The organism is Paenibacillus sp. FW104-T2, from assembly GCF_058789975.1.
Window position 1 is genome coordinate 171,025 of record NZ_JBYTCE010000010.1, and the last position, 16,360, is coordinate 187,384.

The following is a 16,360-nucleotide window of genomic DNA, read 5'->3' on the forward strand; positions in this document are numbered from 1 at the left end:
GAATCGTCAATATCATGCAGGAACGAAATTTAATATACTACTCCTATATCTAAATGATAATGATAATTATTATTAATCAATCATTATCACATCTCATTGACATATAGGGGGTACATACGAAGTGAAGTTCAAAGGGTTTACAGTGGTGTGTGCAATTTTGATTTTACTTATGATTTCCGCCTGTAGTCCGAACAGTCAGAAGGTGTCTTCAAGTGAAGCACAAGAAACAGGAGCGTCTCATCCATCAGCAGCAGGAGCTGACAAGGTTAAAGTGGTCCACACTGAGATGGGCGACATTACTATACCAGAATCACCACAACGGGTAATCGCTCTGTCGGTTGTATACCCGGAGTTGTTATATGCACTCGGTATCGTACCTGTGGCTGTGCAGAACTATCATTCCGAGTTTCCCGCATATCTGCAAGAGCCATTCTCCAATACGTTGAAGATGGGCATAGCAAGAACACCTGACTTTGAAGCGATTCTTGATGCTGGCCCTGACTTGATTATTGCTCCTGTCTGGTGGTCGAAAAAGGACTATGATCAGCTATCGCAGATTGCTCCCACCGTGCTGCTGCCAGAGCAAGATGACTGGCGGGATGAACTGCGTGGGATAGCAGCGATTCTGGGAAAAGAGGAGCAGGCCGAACAGGTGATGCAAACCTTGGAGCAGCATGAGAAACAAGGCGCCGAAACGCTGCACACCCTGATTGGTGACGAGACTGTGCTGTACATCAGAGTGATGGAGAAGGAAATTATATTACATGGCGAGAGCATTGATCGGGGAAGATTCGTCCATAAGCAGTTGGGTTTGAGACCGCTCCCTAACTTTCCTGAATCAGAAAATGCAATGTCCGTATCCTTGGAAGTATTGCCCGAATACGATGCAGATCATCTGATCGTACAACTGGATGATGAGACGAACAAGGAAATACAAAGCAGGTTTGACGAGATGTTAACCACCTCACTGTGGAAGAATCTAAAGGCGGTCAAGAATGATCATGTCTATATGGTCGGTGGAAAGGAATGGTTCAATCTGGGAATGTCTCCGCTTGCCAACAGTTATGTGATTGATGATATCGTTGCTGCTTTTAAGGAGAAAAACAAATAAGGTTAACGGTATTATTGCCAGAGCTGCATTCGATTGATAAAACCAGAACGGATGTGTCCGAAATGCATGAAGAAGACATTTATGATGTGACAATCATTGGCGGCGGCCCTGCAGGCATGTATGCGGCCTTCTATGCGGGTATGCGCGAAATGAAAGTGAAACTGATTGAAGGCAAAGATCGGCTTGGTGGGTTTCTGCATACCTATTCGGATAAAACGATATGGGATGTGGGCGGAGTGCCACCTATGAAATGCTCCCGATTGATTGAGTGGCTCGTCCAGCAGGCAACCACTTTTGAACCGACTGTTGTGTTGAAGCGTAGTGTAGACAGATTCACTCGTCTGGACAGCGGACTATTCGCCATGCATACTGACGATGGCGAGTTGCATTATACAAGATCCATTATTATCGCAATAGGTCGAGGAATCGCTGAAGTTCAAAGACTCGACATGGAAGAAGCCAGTGAATATGAGCGGAGCAATCTCCATTATACGGTGCAAAATCCGGAACGATTTAAGGGTAAACATGTGTTGATCTCGGGAGGAGGCAATAGTGCTGTTGACTGGGCTATCGAACTCGCGGAACAAGCTCAAACAGTAACGGTTGTTCACCGTCAAACGGAATTTCGCGCCATGGAACGAAACGTGAAACACATGAAAGACATAGCAGATGTGCGTACACCTTATCAAATTACACGGTTACAGGGGAATGGGGAACGCATACATCAGGTGGTTATAACTCACGTAGACACCGGGGAGAATGATTTGCTCGAAGTAGATGAAGTCGTGGTTAATCATGGGTATACAAGCCACGTAAGTGACATTGCCCGTTGCGGTCTGGAGATGAGCGAAGGTATGATTGCAATGAGCCATCTTGCAGAGACCAACATACCCGGTATTTTTTCGGCAGGAGATTGTGCAACCCATGAGAGTAAAGTACGACTGATTGCCGGAGCTTTTAATGATGCGATTGTGGCAGTAAACAGTGCGAAACAGTACTTGAATCCGAAGGCGCCCAAGATGGCCTATGTTTCTTCACATAATGACATCTTCCGAGAGAAAAATCGGCACATTACAGGCTGCTGAACTCTTGGGAAGAAGGCAAGATAAGGTTCATTGACGATCTCTGATCAATATTACAATCACATCCTTGATTTTGGGAGGAATGGAAAGAGTATCGAATCTGTGAACGGTAATTGTAAAAATTGATCGAAAAAACACAAAAAATCTTGTAAAATTCACAAGAAAAATAGGGAGCACCCTTGCAATCTTTAACCAAAACCCCGAAAATAGAGAGACAGATATAGAAGATTTCTCTTTGGGAGGATTGGAAAGAACATGTGGGGTGCTCCTTTTACGGCTCAAGCCAAAAAAATGCTACTGCTGGGTAGCGGAGAATTGGGAAAAGAGGTCGTTATTGAGGCCCATCGACTGGGAGTTGAAACGATCGCTGTTGATCGTTATGACAATGCACCTGCCATGCAGGTAGCACACCGGTCTTACTGCATCGACATGTTAGATGCCGAAGCTTTGAAACAATTGATCCGCAAGGAAAAACCTCATTACATCGTACCGGAGATCGAAGCGATTGCGACAGAAGCCTTGTTGGAGCTTGAAGAAGAGGGATTTTGTGTTGTGCCGACGGCACGTGCTGCCCGTTTAACCATGGATCGCGAAGGCATCCGGCGTTTGGCGGCAGAACAATTGAAACTTCCGACAGCAGCCTATCTATTTGCGAACAACTTGGAAGAGCTTCAAGAAGCCGTTCGTGAACTGGGTACACCTTGTGTGATCAAACCATTGATGAGTTCTTCCGGTAAAGGGCAGAGTGTATGCCGCACGCCGGATGACGTGGAGAATTGCTGGAATATCGCTCTTTCTGGAGCTCGCGGCAAATCTGTACGTGTCATCGTGGAGAGCTTTGTGAAATTTGACAGTGAAATAACGCTGCTCACCGTAAGATCTGTATCAGGAACTGTATTTTGTCCTCCGATTGGTCACATTCAGAAGGATGGAGATTATGTCGAATCTTGGCAGCCGCATGCAATGACTCCGCAGCAATGGGAGCAAGCTTGTCATATTGCCAAGTCTGTAACCGATGAGTTAGGTGGTTATGGGCTGTTCGGTGTCGAACTATTCTTGACTTCGGACGGTGTTGTGTTCAGCGAGGTATCACCTCGTCCGCATGATACAGGTATGGTTACCATGGTAACGCAAGATAGCTCCGAGTTTGCGCTGCATGTGCGTGCAATTCTGGGTTTCCCTGTAACAGATGTACATCTGCTTACACCTGGAGCCTCAGCTACGCTGAAGGCCAATCATGAAACATCCGACTTTACTATAGGCGGGATTGAAGAAGCACTGGCTCTTCCACGTACGCAGGTTCGTGTATTTGGCAAACCTGAGGTCAAAGTGGGACGCCGGATGGCTGTGGCACTTAGTGCTGGTCACGATGTGGAAGAAGCTCGAAAAACGGCGGTTCAAGCCGCAAATATGCTGAAAGTGGAGGTAAATCATGTCCAATAATGCCCAGGTCCCTGTACTGACGATCCGAGAGTGTGAACTGCGAGATGCTGAAGCGGTAACGGGACTGATGCGAGAGGTCAGCTATCCGACAACAGCCAATGTTATGAAAGAGCGCATTGAAGGTTTGGAGAGTAATCCAAACGCGTGCATGCTTGTTGCCGAAGTGGATGAACAAATTATTGGTATGATCGGCTTGCAATGTGTGCAAAGTCATGCCTATCCAGAACCTGCCGCTCAAATTACGTCCTTGATTGTAGGGCAAGAGTACCGTGGAGGCGGAATTGGCCGTCGTCTGATGGCTCGTGCTGAGGACTGGGGCAGACAGCAAGGTGGGAAACAATTGTTTGTCACCGGTGCGAATCGTGAAGTTGCTTCATCAACGTATTCTTTCTATGAGCACATTGGCTTTCAAAAGAGAGGATATCGTTTCAGTAAAGTCCTTCTATAGAAAAGATTCTTCAAAACAAGGTACCTACTCCTCAACCAGGTCGTTGATGTACAGGTAACTCGAGACATTCGGACAAGATGTATTTATTCCGGATGTCTTTTTTTTTGGTTAAATAAGGACGCCCCTTAAAGGATGGTTTTCATATATGATAGTTTAGTAGGCTGTTCGCATGAAAAAACTATTAAGCCTTATACAATTGGGACAGGCAATGAGGTTATCATGTATTTGGTACCTAGCAAAACGATAATCCAACTGCACCTACGTAAATAGGTTCATGTCCTTAAAGCGTGACTTAAACATTTAAACCAGTTTGATGCTTTTGAAACGAAGCTAAAGATTACAAAAAAGTAACTCTTCCATAATTTATAGGTTCACATCACTCGTATGAATTGGTATACTGCTAGAGTATTGATTACAAAGTTGTAACTAATTAATTTTCAAGGAGATGAATGAATTTGAAAAAGAACTTGTTGAAAACCGTCGTTGCTGGAAGTCTGACAGCTGTACTGGCTGTAGGAATTATGCTCCCTGCTTCTGCGGCAGAAGTGTCCACATATAAAGCCACAATTAAACTTACGGATGCAACTAGCCTGAAAACATTGCTTGAAAAGTGGATGAAGGATAACGGAATTACGGTATCGAATGGTCAGGTTGTTAAACAACCGACAACAAAACCAGAAACAACAAAACCAGAAACAGCCAAACCGTCTCAACCAACTCAAGAAGAGAAACCGGCTCCTGCACCAACGGAAAAACCGGAGAACAGCGGAAGCACTGGCAACACAGGTAATACAGGTAACAACACAAGCAACAGTGGTAGTGAGTCGGCTCAATCCGATTTCGCAGCACAGGTCGTAAAGCTGGTGAATGCTGAGCGTGCCAAAGCAGGTCTGAGCGCACTGGCATCCGATGCACTTCTGGATAAAGTCGCTCTTGCCAAAGCAAAAGACATGAGCAACAACAACTATTTTGATCACCAATCACCAACGTATGGTTCTCCCTTTGATATGATGAAACAATTTGGAGTAACTTACAGCTATGCTGGTGAGAACATCGCCAAAGGTCAAAAAACGCCTCAGGAAGTCGTTACTGCATGGATGAACAGTGAAGGACACCGTGCGAATATCCTGAGCAAAAACTTTACTCAAATCGGTGTTGGGTACTACAACGGTTACTGGGCTCAAGAATTTATCGGCAAATAAGTCATTTGAATGAATAACGTTCAGATTTAAATCAAAGAAAAAGGTTATGTCCGCGCAGCGAAATCTGTGTGAGGCATAGCCTTTTTCCATTTATAAAATTAAAAAAGAATAGAGCGGCAAAATTTGCAAATTAACGACAGAACATTTATGTTATTTAGAAAAAGCGTCATCTTAATGTAAAACCATTTTAAATTATAAGCACCCAACCAGGTGTACATGAGCGGAGATGTGATGCATGAAAAGAAAAACCCTTGATTCAGCACCATGGATCTGGAGAACAATCAGTACGGTGTCCATTTTGGCAACGCTTCTGCTATTATTCGGTTTTGGTTATGCCATAAAAGACGTCATCTATCCTGAGGGGGATTCAGCTTTAGGGACCGGGCAGTCGACGAAAACACCGGCTGATGAGGCCAGCAAACCTGCAGCTCCAGTTGATGATGGTAAGATTCGAATGGCCGTTATTGGTGATTCTCTGGCTAGGGGCACGGGGGATGATGAAGGACTGGGCTTTGTAAGGCGTGCAGGGAATATTTTAAAGGAACAGGGACATGATGTTCAGGTTTTGAACAACCTGGGAGTCAATGGCCTGAGAACGGATGCATTACTAAGTAAACTGGATGAACAGGGTGTACGCTATGTACTCCAGCAGTCCAACTTTATTTTATTGTCCATCGGAGCTAATGATCTCTTTCAGGGTGGACAGGTATTGCAGGGTGAGGATCCGCCGACCGCCGAAAAGCTGGCTGCAGCATTGCCTGAAACGTCCAAGCGTCTCCAGGAAATCTTGAAGAAAGTTAAGGAGATCAATCCGGAAGCACAGATTGCGTACATAGGTTTATACAACCCCTTTGGTGATGTGAAGGAGCTGGAGGTTCCCGGTAATGCGGTTGTAGCTGCATGGAATGATGCTGCGCTCCAAATCTTGAACCAAGAGGATAAGATGACGCTTGTACCCACCTTTGATCTGTTTGAAAATCATCTGGGCGAGTATCTCTCATCCGATCACTTTCACCCGAATGGTGCAGGATACGAGGAGATTGCGGTTCGGATCGCGCAGGAATATCAGGCTGAAACACCGGCAGAAGGGAGCACGTACTAATGGCAGAGCCGCAGAGCGATTATGTACTGTCTGTGCAGCATCTTAAGAAAAAAATAGGACGCAAATGGATTATTAAAGATGTCACTTTTGAAGTGAAGCCCGGAGAAATTTTTGGTTTTCTCGGCCCGAACGGAGCGGGGAAAACAACAACCATCCGGATGCTCGTTGATCTGATCAAACCGACAGAAGGCAATATTAAAGTCTGTGGTTACGATGTGAATCGCGATCCTGAGCGTGCTCTTCAATATGTCGGTTCCATCGTGGAAAATCCGGAGGTGTATACATACCTGACAGGTTGGGAGAATCTGGAGCACTTTGCCCGGATGCAGCCTGGTGTTGATCACGCACGTATTCAGGAAGTGGTGGATATTGTCCGTCTGGATCAACGAATTCATGATAAAGTGAGAACCTATTCGTTAGGCATGCGCCAACGGTTGGGTATCGCCCAGGCCCTGCTTGGACGCCCACGTCTGCTGATTCTGGATGAGCCTACCAACGGACTTGATCCCAAAGGGATTAAGGAGCTTCGGGTGTTTATCAAACAACTTGCAAGCGAAGGGATGGCTGTATTTGTCAGCAGTCACCTGTTGAGTGAAATTCAGCTTCTGTGTGACAGGGTTGCGATTATAAGTGCAGGCCGCGTTCTTGCCGTTGGAGGCGTAGATGAATTAATTGAAGATCACTCCAAATTCGCCATTTGGCATCTCTCACCTCTGGAGGAGGGCAGAAAAATGCTGCTTGACGCAGGTATTGCGTTAGTGGATCGCCCTGCCGAGGTGATGGATGATACCATTATCGCAGGGCTTGGATCCAATGCGGTTGTTGCTGAAATGCACGAGGATCGCATATCGGGTCTAGTGAATCAGATGGTACAGGCAGGGATTCGGGTTGAAGGTGTACAGCGGGTTCAGCCGACACTGGAACAATTATTCTTAAAGATGACAGAAGGTGAATCCATTGAGTAATATCATGCCGCTCATCCGAAATGAAACGATTAAGATGGTGAAGAAGAAACGTCTTTATATTATATTTATTGTACTTGCGGTTCTGGTTCCGATGTTTACGTATGCTCAGATGAAATCTGCGGAAAATAACCGCGACAAGTTTGGTGGCGACTGGAGACTTGAACTTCAGCAGGCAATCACGGATAATCAAAATTCACTGGGCAGCGACCGGGTGCCTGAGGAATATAAAAAGTACCGCACGGTTTATATCCAGCAGATGCAATATTATCTGGAAAATGATGTGAATCCAGAGGAGCCCAATGGTGTAACCTTTACCCGGGAATTCATGAATAATGCCGTTGGCTTGTTTATTCCACTGCTTATTATGGCCATTGCCTCGGATCTGGTGTCGGGTGAGCGCACAACAGGTACCATCAAGATGCTGCTGACTCGTCCGGTCAAACGCTGGAAGGTACTGCTCAGCAAACTGGTCACCCTGATTATGTTTGTGTCTATAATCGTCGTATCTGCGTATATTATCTGTTACGTTATATCAGGTGCAGTATTCGGATATAAAGGTTTCGGCATGCCGATCTTTACCGGATTCAAGGTTGTGGGTACAGATGTGGATCTGTCTGCCGTACACGCCGTGGATCAATGGCTGTATCTTCTCATGCAGGCTGGATTGATATGGTTTGTGAGCGTCATTGTGGCCATTCTGGCTTTCATGGTATCCGTACTGGTTCGCAGCACGGCTGCAAGTATTGTTATTATGATGGCTGCGCTTATCGCAGGAACCATTCTCACGAATATGGCTGCCTCTTGGCAGTCAGCCAAATACCTGTTCATGGTTAATCTGGAACTTCCGGATTATTTGTCCGGCGGATTGCCACCGATTGAAGGAATGAATTTGGGTTTTTCCCTTATTGTGCTTAGTGTTTGGGGCATTGCCTCACTCATTGTGTCATTCCTTGTCTTTACGAAACGGGATATCTTGAATTAAAATGGACAAGGATAAGAAAACATCTGTTTGCATTTTAGGTATTTTTTCAGTTGCAAGTTAAGAAGGGGGAGCATGAATGGTCGAGCAAATCGATATGTCGGCAGGTTCGACAGGCGGAGGACAAGGGTCTTCAGGCTACGACGCGGACGACATTCAAGTACTTGAAGGACTGGTAGCGGTTCGGAAACGGCCCGGGATGTACATCGGCAGCACCAGTACTTCAGGTCTGCATCATTTGGTATGGGAAATTGTGGACAACGCTGTCGACGAGCATCTCGCCAAATTCTGCTCCAAAATCGATATCACGCTGCATAAGGACGGTTCTATTACGGTTCAGGATAACGGAAGGGGAATTCCGACAGGTATACATAAAACAGGGATTCCTACTCCCCAGGTCGTGTTTACGATTTTGCACGCAGGCGGAAAGTTCGGTGGATCAGGATATAAGAAATCAGGCGGACTGCATGGCGTAGGAGCTTCGGTTACGAACGCTTTGTCAGAGTGGCTTGAAGTCGAAATCTTCCGTGATGGCAAGATTCATCGTCAACGTTTTGAATATTGGCAGGACAAAAAGGGTGTCGAACATGTTGGAGAGCCGGTAACGGGACTCGAAGTACTCGGGAATACTAATCGGACAGGGACCAAAGTAACGTTTAAACCCGATATACGAGTCTTCCAAAATGGCATTCAATTGAACTATGATACACTGGCAGAACGGCTTCAGGAAATTGCATTTCTGAACTCGGGCCTGAAAATTGTTCTGAAAGACGAACGGTCAGGCAATCAGGATGAGTATATGTATGAAGGCGGAGCAAGCCAGTTTGTTGCGTATTTGAACGAAAATAAAGATGTGCTGCATGATGTCATTCACTTCTATGCGGAGAAGGACGACATCGAGGTGGAAGTGGCAATCCAGTATAACGCAGGGTATACCGAAACGCTGGCTTCGTTTGTTAACTCGATCCCGACCAGGGGCGGCGGTACACATGAGACCGGATTCAAGACGGCGTATACCCGTGTGATGAACGACTATGCAAGACGTACCAACATGATTAAGGAAAAAGATAAAAATCTTGAGGGTAATGATCTGCGAGAAGGCATGATGGCTGTCATCAGCGTAAAAATGTCCGAAGTCGAATTCGTTGGACAAACGAAAGATCAACTCGGTAGCGCTTCCGCTCGAAGTGCGGTCGATTCGGTCGTTTCGGAGAACATGCAGCGGTTTTTGGAAGAAAACCCGCAGGTGGCTCAGACGTTGATTCGCAAAGCGGTTCAGGCCTCGAAGGCAAGAGAAGCTGCACGCAAGGCCCGTGACGAGATGCGTACAGGCAAAAAGCGCAGTGAAAGTTCCAATCTGAATGGCAAGCTGACTCCGGCTCAATCCAAGGATTTTACCCGAAACGAGCTGTTTATTGTTGAAGGTGATTCCGCGGGAGGCTCGGCCAAACAGGGGCGTGATTCGAAGATTCAAGCCATACTGCCTCTGAAAGGAAAACCACTCAATCCGGAAAAAGCAAAGCTGGCGGATATCCTCAAAAACGAGGAATATCGTGCGATAACGGCTGCAATCGGAGCGGGGATTGGGACTGAATTTGCCGTTGAAGACAGCAATTATTCCAAAATCATAATCATGACCGATGCGGACACGGATGGGGCACATATTCAGGTGCTGCTGCTGACTTTCTTTTACCGTTATATGAAACCTCTGATTGACCAAGGTAAAGTGTTTATTGCACAGCCGCCATTGTATAAGCTCACCCGCAAGTCCGGTAAAATGGCAAGTGTTCGCTACGCTTGGACGGATGATGAGCTGGCGAATTACATGAAGGAGTTTGGAAACAACGTCGAACTTCAACGTTATAAAGGTCTGGGTGAGATGAATCCGGACCAGCTGTGGGAAACGACGATGAATCCGGAGACACGGACGCTGCTCAAGGTGGAGATTGTAGATGCTGCCAAAGCGGAGCGCCGTGTGTCAACACTTATGGGTGATAAGGTCGATCCGCGTAAACGCTGGATTGTAGAGAACGTCGACTTTACAGAGTACGAAGAATAGAAGGTGCTTGGAATGAGTCTATCAGAACAATTTTTGCCGGCCTTTCTCGAAGAGGTCGTCGGTGACCGGTTCGGTCGCTACTCCAAATATATTATTCAGGATCGGGCCATTCCCGATGTTCGGGATGGGTTAAAACCCGTGCAGCGTCGTATTCTATACGCCATGTACGATTCCGGTAATACGCCTGAAAAGCCTTATCGTAAATCTGCAAAAACCGTCGGTGATGTGATGGGTAACTACCATCCCCATGGTGACTCATCCATCTATGATGGTATGGTGCGGATGGCACAACCTTGGAAAATGGGCCATGTGCTCGTAGACGGTCATGGTAACTGGGGATCACAGGATGATGACCCGGCTGCAGCGATGCGGTATACAGAGGCCCGATTGTCGCCGATCGCCATGGAGATGCTGCGAGATATCGAGAAACGGACCGTTCTGTTTAAGGACAATTTCGATAATACAGCCAAAGAGCCGGTTGTGCTGCCATCTCGTTATCCCAACCTACTGGTTAATGGCGTAAGTGGGATTTCTTCCGGCTTTGCAACCGAGATACCAACGCATAATCTGCGTGAAGTCATTGATGCCTGCATCGCAGTGATGGAAAAACCATCGATTGAGCTGGACGAGATCATGATGTTCATGAAAGGCCCGGATTTTCCTACAGGCGGCTTAATCATGGGTGGCGAAGGTATTCTGGATGCTTATCGGACAGGCAAAGGAAGAATTTACATTCGCTCGAAAACGGATATCGAGAATATGCGCGGTGGCAAACAGCAGATTGTCATCACTGAGATTCCATATCAGGTGGTAAAATCCAGACTTGTTACAGCCATGGAGAATATTCGACTTGAGAAAAAAGTAGAAGGTATTGCCGAAGTTCGCGATGAGAGTGGACGTGACGGTCTGCGTATCGTGGTTGAATTGAAAAAAGAAGCGGATGCGCAAGGTATTCTGGCTTATTTACTGAAAAAAACCGATCTTCAGGTAACCTACAATTTTAACATGGTTGCCATCGTGAACAAGGCACCTCAACAGCTTGGGTTGAAATCCATCCTGGAAGCCTATATTGCCCATCAGCGTGAGGTTGTGACATTCCGGACCAAGTATGAGCTTGAGAAAGCGGAAGACCGTGCACACGTGCTGGAGGGTCTGGTCAAGGCGCTGAACATTCTTGATGAAGTTATCGCAGCAATCAAGGCATCCAAAAATCGCCAGGACGCGCAAAATAATCTGATGTGGATGTTCGGATTCTCGGAGCGCCAGGCGGATTCAATCTTGACGCTGCAGCTGTACCGTTTGACCAATCTGGAGATCACATCCCTCCAGAAGGAGCTTGACGATCTGATGAAAAAGATTGCCCAGTTACGCTCCATTCTGGATAGCGATCGCAAGCTAATTGGTGTCATCCGCAAAGAATTGATGGAGATCCGGGAGAAATACGGGATCGACCGTCGTTCGGCCATTCAGGGTGAGGTGGAAGAACTTAAGGTTAATCTGGAAGTCCTCGTCAACGCGGAAGATGTATTTGTTACATTATCCAAAGAGGGCTATGTGAAACGTACGGGCATGCAGTCCTTTACTCGTTCAGGCGGCGAGCGCAACGGAAGCGGTGTAAAGGAAGGCGACTATATTTCACAGGTGCTTGAAGTTAATACGCTTGAAAACCTGCTCGTGTTCACGCAAAAAGGCCAGTACTTTTTGCTGCCTGTTCACCAGGTGCCGGAATTCAAGTGGAAAGATCCCGGAACAGCCATTGTCAATGTCATCCCGTTAGCGAAGGATGATCGTATCGCAAGTGTGCTCGCAGTCAAGTCCTTCGAAGAAGAAGGTCACAGTCTCGTCTTCGTTACACGTAAGGGACAGGTGAAGCGTACTGAGCTGAAAGAGTACATCACCAAACGTTCCGGAGCTGTAGCTGCTTGCAAAGTGGGTAAGGACGATGAGGTATTGTCGGTACATCTAAGCACAGGTGGCAAGGATATTATGCTGATCACCAAGGAAGCGATGGCGATCCGTTTCCGTGAAGATGAGGTCAATCCAATGGGACGGGTATCCGGAGGGGTTCGTGGTATTCAGTTAAAAGAGACGGATGAGGTCGTTTCTGCCTTATGGGTAGAAGGAGATGAGGGCGAGATTGCCGTGCTGTCCGACTTGGGCTACGGTAAACGTTCGCTGCTGCTGGACTATGCATTGCAAAGTCGCGGAGGCAAAGGTATTGCCACATTCGAATTCAAAGAAGGCAAGCGTGTGAAACCGAACGGAAGCCGCATAGCTGGGGCATTCTATTGCAGGGAACAACGAAACGTAACGGTAATGACCAAAGAAGGGCAGGCGTATCCGATTTCTTCTGAAGGTGTACCGATTACGGAACGCAAACATATTGGCAAGCTGCTGGTTCATGTGGATAAACAGGATGAAATCGTGGAACTTCTCATGAATTTCGATGAAAATCAGCCAGCATCAACATCGTAAAATGAGTAAATAGACTTTTTGCACAGCAGTTGACTCTGTCGTGCAAAGAGTCTTTTTTTGTTGTTCAAACTCGGATTAAAAGAGGCTGTCCATGCGAAGTTTAACAACCTTCGTCGATTACGGTCGATCGCTGGGAAATTGAAAAAATGCAGCAGGAATGCGGGTTTTTAGAGCGAAAAGTTAAGCTAGTGAAGTGAAAAACCGGGTTGCAGAGAGGAGCGATTCAAGATGTATAATTCCGATTTTGCCAAGTGCTGGTCAAGGCTCACCAAGGACTATAAGCTGCATATGGATCAGGAACTGGCCCCCTCTTTAACAGAGGCACAGCTGGCTGTATTGGAGGTTCTTGAGGATCATCAGAAAATGAAGCCATCCGATCTGATTCCTTTTTTGGCTACAACACCTGCGGCCGTAACCATGCTGCTTGACCGTATGGAAAAAAACAATTTGATCCGCAGAGATCGGGATGATAACGATCGAAGAATTGTGTGGGTATCCTTATCTGACAAGGGACGAATGGAGACAGAACGTGGCGTTGCCATTCGAAATGATTTCATGAATTCCGTACTTAGCAATATTTCAATGCACAACCAACAGCTGCTTGTCTATCTACTGGGTAAGATGACAGCACCCAAAACAAAGGAGCATGCGTTGTCCTCCACATCCTAATGACAATGATGGACAGGGGCTAATTCATGATGATATGATTTAAAATTAATGCTATACCATAGCACTCCTGCGGATACAAGCTGGAGTGCTATGGTATTTTATTTTGGCTGGAGTGAATTGATTTGTCTGTCTCATAGGGCAATGAATTATTTCAGAAAATTCATATGTAAAGAGTTGACTATGTCATTATTTTTGTTATAATAAATAATTGTTCCCCTGATATTTCGTGTGCGAAATATTATATTCCAAAAGTAAAAAGGGTGAATTAATGATTGATACGTATGAAGTATTCTACATTATCAATTCGTTCCGGCAAGTGAATCAAATGCTGTTTCGGGCATTCTGGAATGAAAACAAGCAGATTGAGTTAACTTCGATTCAATTTATGGTGTTATCCATTTTGAAGGAGCGTCCTTCCATTGGCATCAACGAGGTGGCTGAGCTCTGCCATATGGGCAGCAGTTCCATGAGTGCTGTGGTTGAACGTCTGGTCAAGGGTGAATACATAGTCCGGACACGTTCCCATTCTGATCGCCGATCCGTCATGCTGCAAATTACGGATAAAGGAGATAAGGCACAGCAGGAAACACACCAGTTGTGGATGGAAAGAGTATCTCCCATATTGGATATTCCAAAAGAAGATCTTGAGCATCTGCTAAGAATTCATACTCAAATGATTGAAAAGTTAGAAGGAAGAGAGATGAACAACCCATGAGTACTACCGCTGCAGCTCCATCCTCTGCGATGGACAACATTAAGAAGGGACCGATTGTAGCCGCGCTGCTAATTGGTGCATTTGTAGCCTTCTTGAACCAAACCCTGATGAACGTGGCTCTTCCTAAAATCATGGAAGATCTCGGTATCGGGGCGAATACAGCCCAATGGCTGACAACGGGATACATGCTTGTCAATGGCGTGTTAATTCCGGTTACGGCTTATCTGATTGCCAGATTTTCAACACGTCAGATCTTTATTACGGCAATGACGTTATTTACATTAGGAACACTCGTCTGCGGAATTAGTCCGAATTTCTCCATTCTGATGGTTGGTCGTGTGATTCAAGCGGCAGGCGCAGGTATTCTGATGCCTCTGATGACTGTCGTTTTCCTGACCATTTTCCCGATCGAGAAACGCGGTCAGGCCATGGGTACAATGGGGATTGCCATGATCCTTGCTCCGGCCATTGGACCAACGCTTTCCGGTTATGTCGTAGAACATTATTCCTGGAGACTGCTGTTCTACATCATCTTGCCATTCTCCGTGATTGCAACAGCAATCGGTATTGCATTTGTCAAAAATGTAACCCGTCAATCCAAACCGAAACTCGATTATCCAGGCGTTGTTTTGTCCACACTTGGATTTGGTAGCTTGTTGTACGGCTTCAGTGATGCTGGTACAGATGGATGGGGAAGCGCAATTGTTATCAGCTGTCTGGTCGTAGGTGCCATATCGCTGATCCTGTTCGTAGTTCGTCAACTGACAACGGATCATCCACTGCTGGAATTCCGTATTTTCAAATACAACATGTACACATTAACTACGATTATTAATATGCTTGTGACCATGGCGATGTTTGCCGGCATGATTTTGCTTCCGATTTTCCTGCAAAATATTCGCGGCTTCTCACCAATTGAATCAGGTTTGCTCATGATGCCTGGTGCGATTCTGATGGGGATTATGTCTCCAATCACTGGCCGTATCTTTGACAAAGTTGGTGCTCGCTGGCTGTCCGTTGCAGGTCTTGCGATTACTGCAATTACGACATGGGGGCTAAGCCGCCTGTCCATTGATACAACATATGGCTACATGATGTTTATCTATACTGCACGTATGTTCGGTATGTCGATGTTGATGATGCCGATTCAGACTGCCGGCTTGAACCAACTGCCACAGCGTTTGAATGCACACGGTACAGCAATGTCCAACACACTTCGTACGGTTGCTGGTGCGATTGGTACAGCCATTCTGGTTACGATCATGAGCAGTAAATTGAAATCCCACCTGGCAGATACGCTTGCTTTGGGACAGATTAATCCTGAGGATCAAGCTGCTATGCTCGGTGCTACGGCAGATGCAACCATCTACGGGGTAAACTACGCATTTACGGTAGCTACCTGGATGACCGTTGCCGCAATGCTTCTGGCGTTCTTTATCCGTAAGACGAAGCCGGCGATTGAACCGACACCGGTGGAACAGCATCAAAAAGCGAATGCAACAGCTTAAAAATATTATTGGTATCATCGTTTAATATTCATACGATCTACGCTTTATACAAAGCGATTGAATGAGAGAGAGCCTCGGCAGTTTGAACTGCTGGGGCTCTTTTTGTATTGGAGAGTGAATATGAATTATTCCTGGTTATCTGATAAACCGTCAAGAAATACAGGCCCAGGATCATATCCAAACTGCTGGAGGTTAATGGTTCCATTCAGCTGAAATTCAACACCTTCGCTGATGAGCTCGGTCTCCTGCATCAAGCGAGAGTGTTCATCCGGAATGGCTATCTCTCCTTTGGCGTTAACAACACGATGCCAGGGAAGTCGCTCCTTGCGGCTCATGGAGTGAAGAATGCGCACAACCTGCCTTGCAGCACGGGGGCTGCCCGCAAGAGCGGCTATCTGGCCATAGGTCATGACTTTGCCTTCCGGTATAGATGCAATAATGGCCACGACTTGTTTAGTGAACGGTGTCATTAGGATGCAAACTTCCTTTCTCCATCTCAGGAGTAATGGCTCTTTTCTCTATAGATCTTCGTCTTATCTTGAATGGTCGTAATACATTGTCGTTTCGATCAAGATACATTGTTAAAAAAACCGTGTACCCAG

At 46.2% G+C, this 16,360-nt stretch carries 14 protein-coding genes; 13 read left to right on the forward strand and 1 reads right to left on the reverse strand.

Features of this window, described 5'->3' with window-relative positions; all coding sequences use genetic code 11:
• The first annotated feature begins 121 nt into the window (after nt 1-121).
• The 13 genes from AC3WQ3_RS14920 to AC3WQ3_RS14980 all read left to right on the forward strand — a co-directional run bounded on the left by AC3WQ3_RS14920 (nt 122) and on the right by AC3WQ3_RS14980 (nt 15,758).
• Nucleotides 122-1,111 (forward strand): ABC transporter substrate-binding protein, encoded by a 990-nt coding sequence (locus tag AC3WQ3_RS14920; protein WP_492472633.1) that lies wholly within the window; start codon nt 122-124, stop codon nt 1,109-1,111.
• Between the two features lie 62 nt (nt 1,112-1,173).
• Nucleotides 1,174-2,196 (forward strand): NAD(P)/FAD-dependent oxidoreductase, encoded by a 1,023-nt coding sequence (locus AC3WQ3_RS14925; RefSeq protein ID WP_492472674.1) that lies wholly within the window; start codon nt 1,174-1,176, stop codon nt 2,194-2,196.
• Nucleotides 2,197-2,448: 252 nt separating this feature from the next.
• The gene (gene purT, locus AC3WQ3_RS14930) at nt 2,449-3,636 is read left to right on the forward strand and encodes a formate-dependent phosphoribosylglycinamide formyltransferase (RefSeq protein WP_154895694.1); all 1,188 of its coding nucleotides are present in this window, start codon (nt 2,449-2,451) and stop codon (nt 3,634-3,636) included.
• Nucleotides 3,626-4,084 carry a GNAT family N-acetyltransferase gene (locus AC3WQ3_RS14935; RefSeq protein WP_492472634.1) on the forward strand — a complete coding sequence of 153 codons (459 nt, stop codon included), beginning with the start codon at nt 3,626-3,628 and terminating at the stop codon, nt 4,082-4,084. Before purT ends, AC3WQ3_RS14935 begins: the two co-directional genes overlap by 11 nt.
• A 455-nt stretch (nt 4,085-4,539) precedes the next feature.
• Nucleotides 4,540-5,286: a CAP domain-containing protein gene (locus AC3WQ3_RS14940; protein WP_492472635.1), complete on the forward strand. Its 747-nt coding sequence runs from the start codon at nt 4,540-4,542 to the stop codon at nt 5,284-5,286.
• 235 nt (nt 5,287-5,521) lie between these two features.
• Nucleotides 5,522-6,388, forward strand: a complete 867-nt coding sequence (locus AC3WQ3_RS14945; protein ID WP_492472636.1) for a GDSL-type esterase/lipase family protein — start codon at nt 5,522-5,524, stop codon at nt 6,386-6,388.
• Nucleotides 6,388-7,353, forward strand: coding sequence for an ABC transporter ATP-binding protein (locus AC3WQ3_RS14950; RefSeq protein ID WP_492472637.1), 966 nt, complete (start codon nt 6,388-6,390; stop codon nt 7,351-7,353). Before AC3WQ3_RS14945 ends, AC3WQ3_RS14950 begins: the two co-directional genes overlap by 1 nt.
• A complete protein-coding gene (locus AC3WQ3_RS14955) occupies nt 7,346-8,335 on the forward strand; it encodes an ABC transporter permease (RefSeq protein WP_095292704.1) in 990 nt (329 codons plus the stop codon). Before AC3WQ3_RS14950 ends, AC3WQ3_RS14955 begins: the two co-directional genes overlap by 8 nt.
• 76 nt (nt 8,336-8,411) lie before the next feature.
• Nucleotides 8,412-10,391 carry a DNA topoisomerase IV subunit B gene (parE, locus tag AC3WQ3_RS14960; RefSeq protein WP_127540398.1) on the forward strand — a complete coding sequence of 660 codons (1,980 nt, stop codon included), beginning with the start codon at nt 8,412-8,414 and terminating at the stop codon, nt 10,389-10,391.
• Nucleotides 10,392-10,403: 12 nt separating this feature from the next.
• Nucleotides 10,404-12,866, forward strand: a complete 2,463-nt coding sequence (gene gyrA / locus AC3WQ3_RS14965) for a DNA gyrase subunit A (RefSeq protein WP_336780784.1) — start codon at nt 10,404-10,406, stop codon at nt 12,864-12,866.
• Between the two features lie 228 nt (nt 12,867-13,094).
• Nucleotides 13,095-13,535 carry a MarR family winged helix-turn-helix transcriptional regulator gene (locus tag AC3WQ3_RS14970; RefSeq protein ID WP_095361860.1) on the forward strand — a complete coding sequence of 147 codons (441 nt, stop codon included), beginning with the start codon at nt 13,095-13,097 and terminating at the stop codon, nt 13,533-13,535.
• 268 nt (nt 13,536-13,803) lie between these two features.
• A complete protein-coding gene (locus AC3WQ3_RS14975) occupies nt 13,804-14,250 on the forward strand; it encodes a MarR family winged helix-turn-helix transcriptional regulator (RefSeq protein ID WP_095361859.1) in 447 nt (148 codons plus the stop codon).
• Entirely contained in the window at nt 14,247-15,758 is a 1,512-nt protein-coding gene (locus AC3WQ3_RS14980) for a DHA2 family efflux MFS transporter permease subunit (RefSeq protein WP_095292691.1), read from the forward strand. Before AC3WQ3_RS14975 ends, AC3WQ3_RS14980 begins: the two co-directional genes overlap by 4 nt.
• A 125-nt stretch (nt 15,759-15,883) precedes the next feature.
• Here the strand turns inward: AC3WQ3_RS14980 and AC3WQ3_RS14985 are convergent, their stop codons facing one another.
• Nucleotides 15,884-16,228: an MGMT family protein gene (locus tag AC3WQ3_RS14985; protein ID WP_154895702.1), complete on the reverse strand. Its 345-nt coding sequence runs from the start codon at nt 16,226-16,228 to the stop codon at nt 15,884-15,886.
• Between the last annotated feature and the right edge of the window lie 132 nt (nt 16,229-16,360).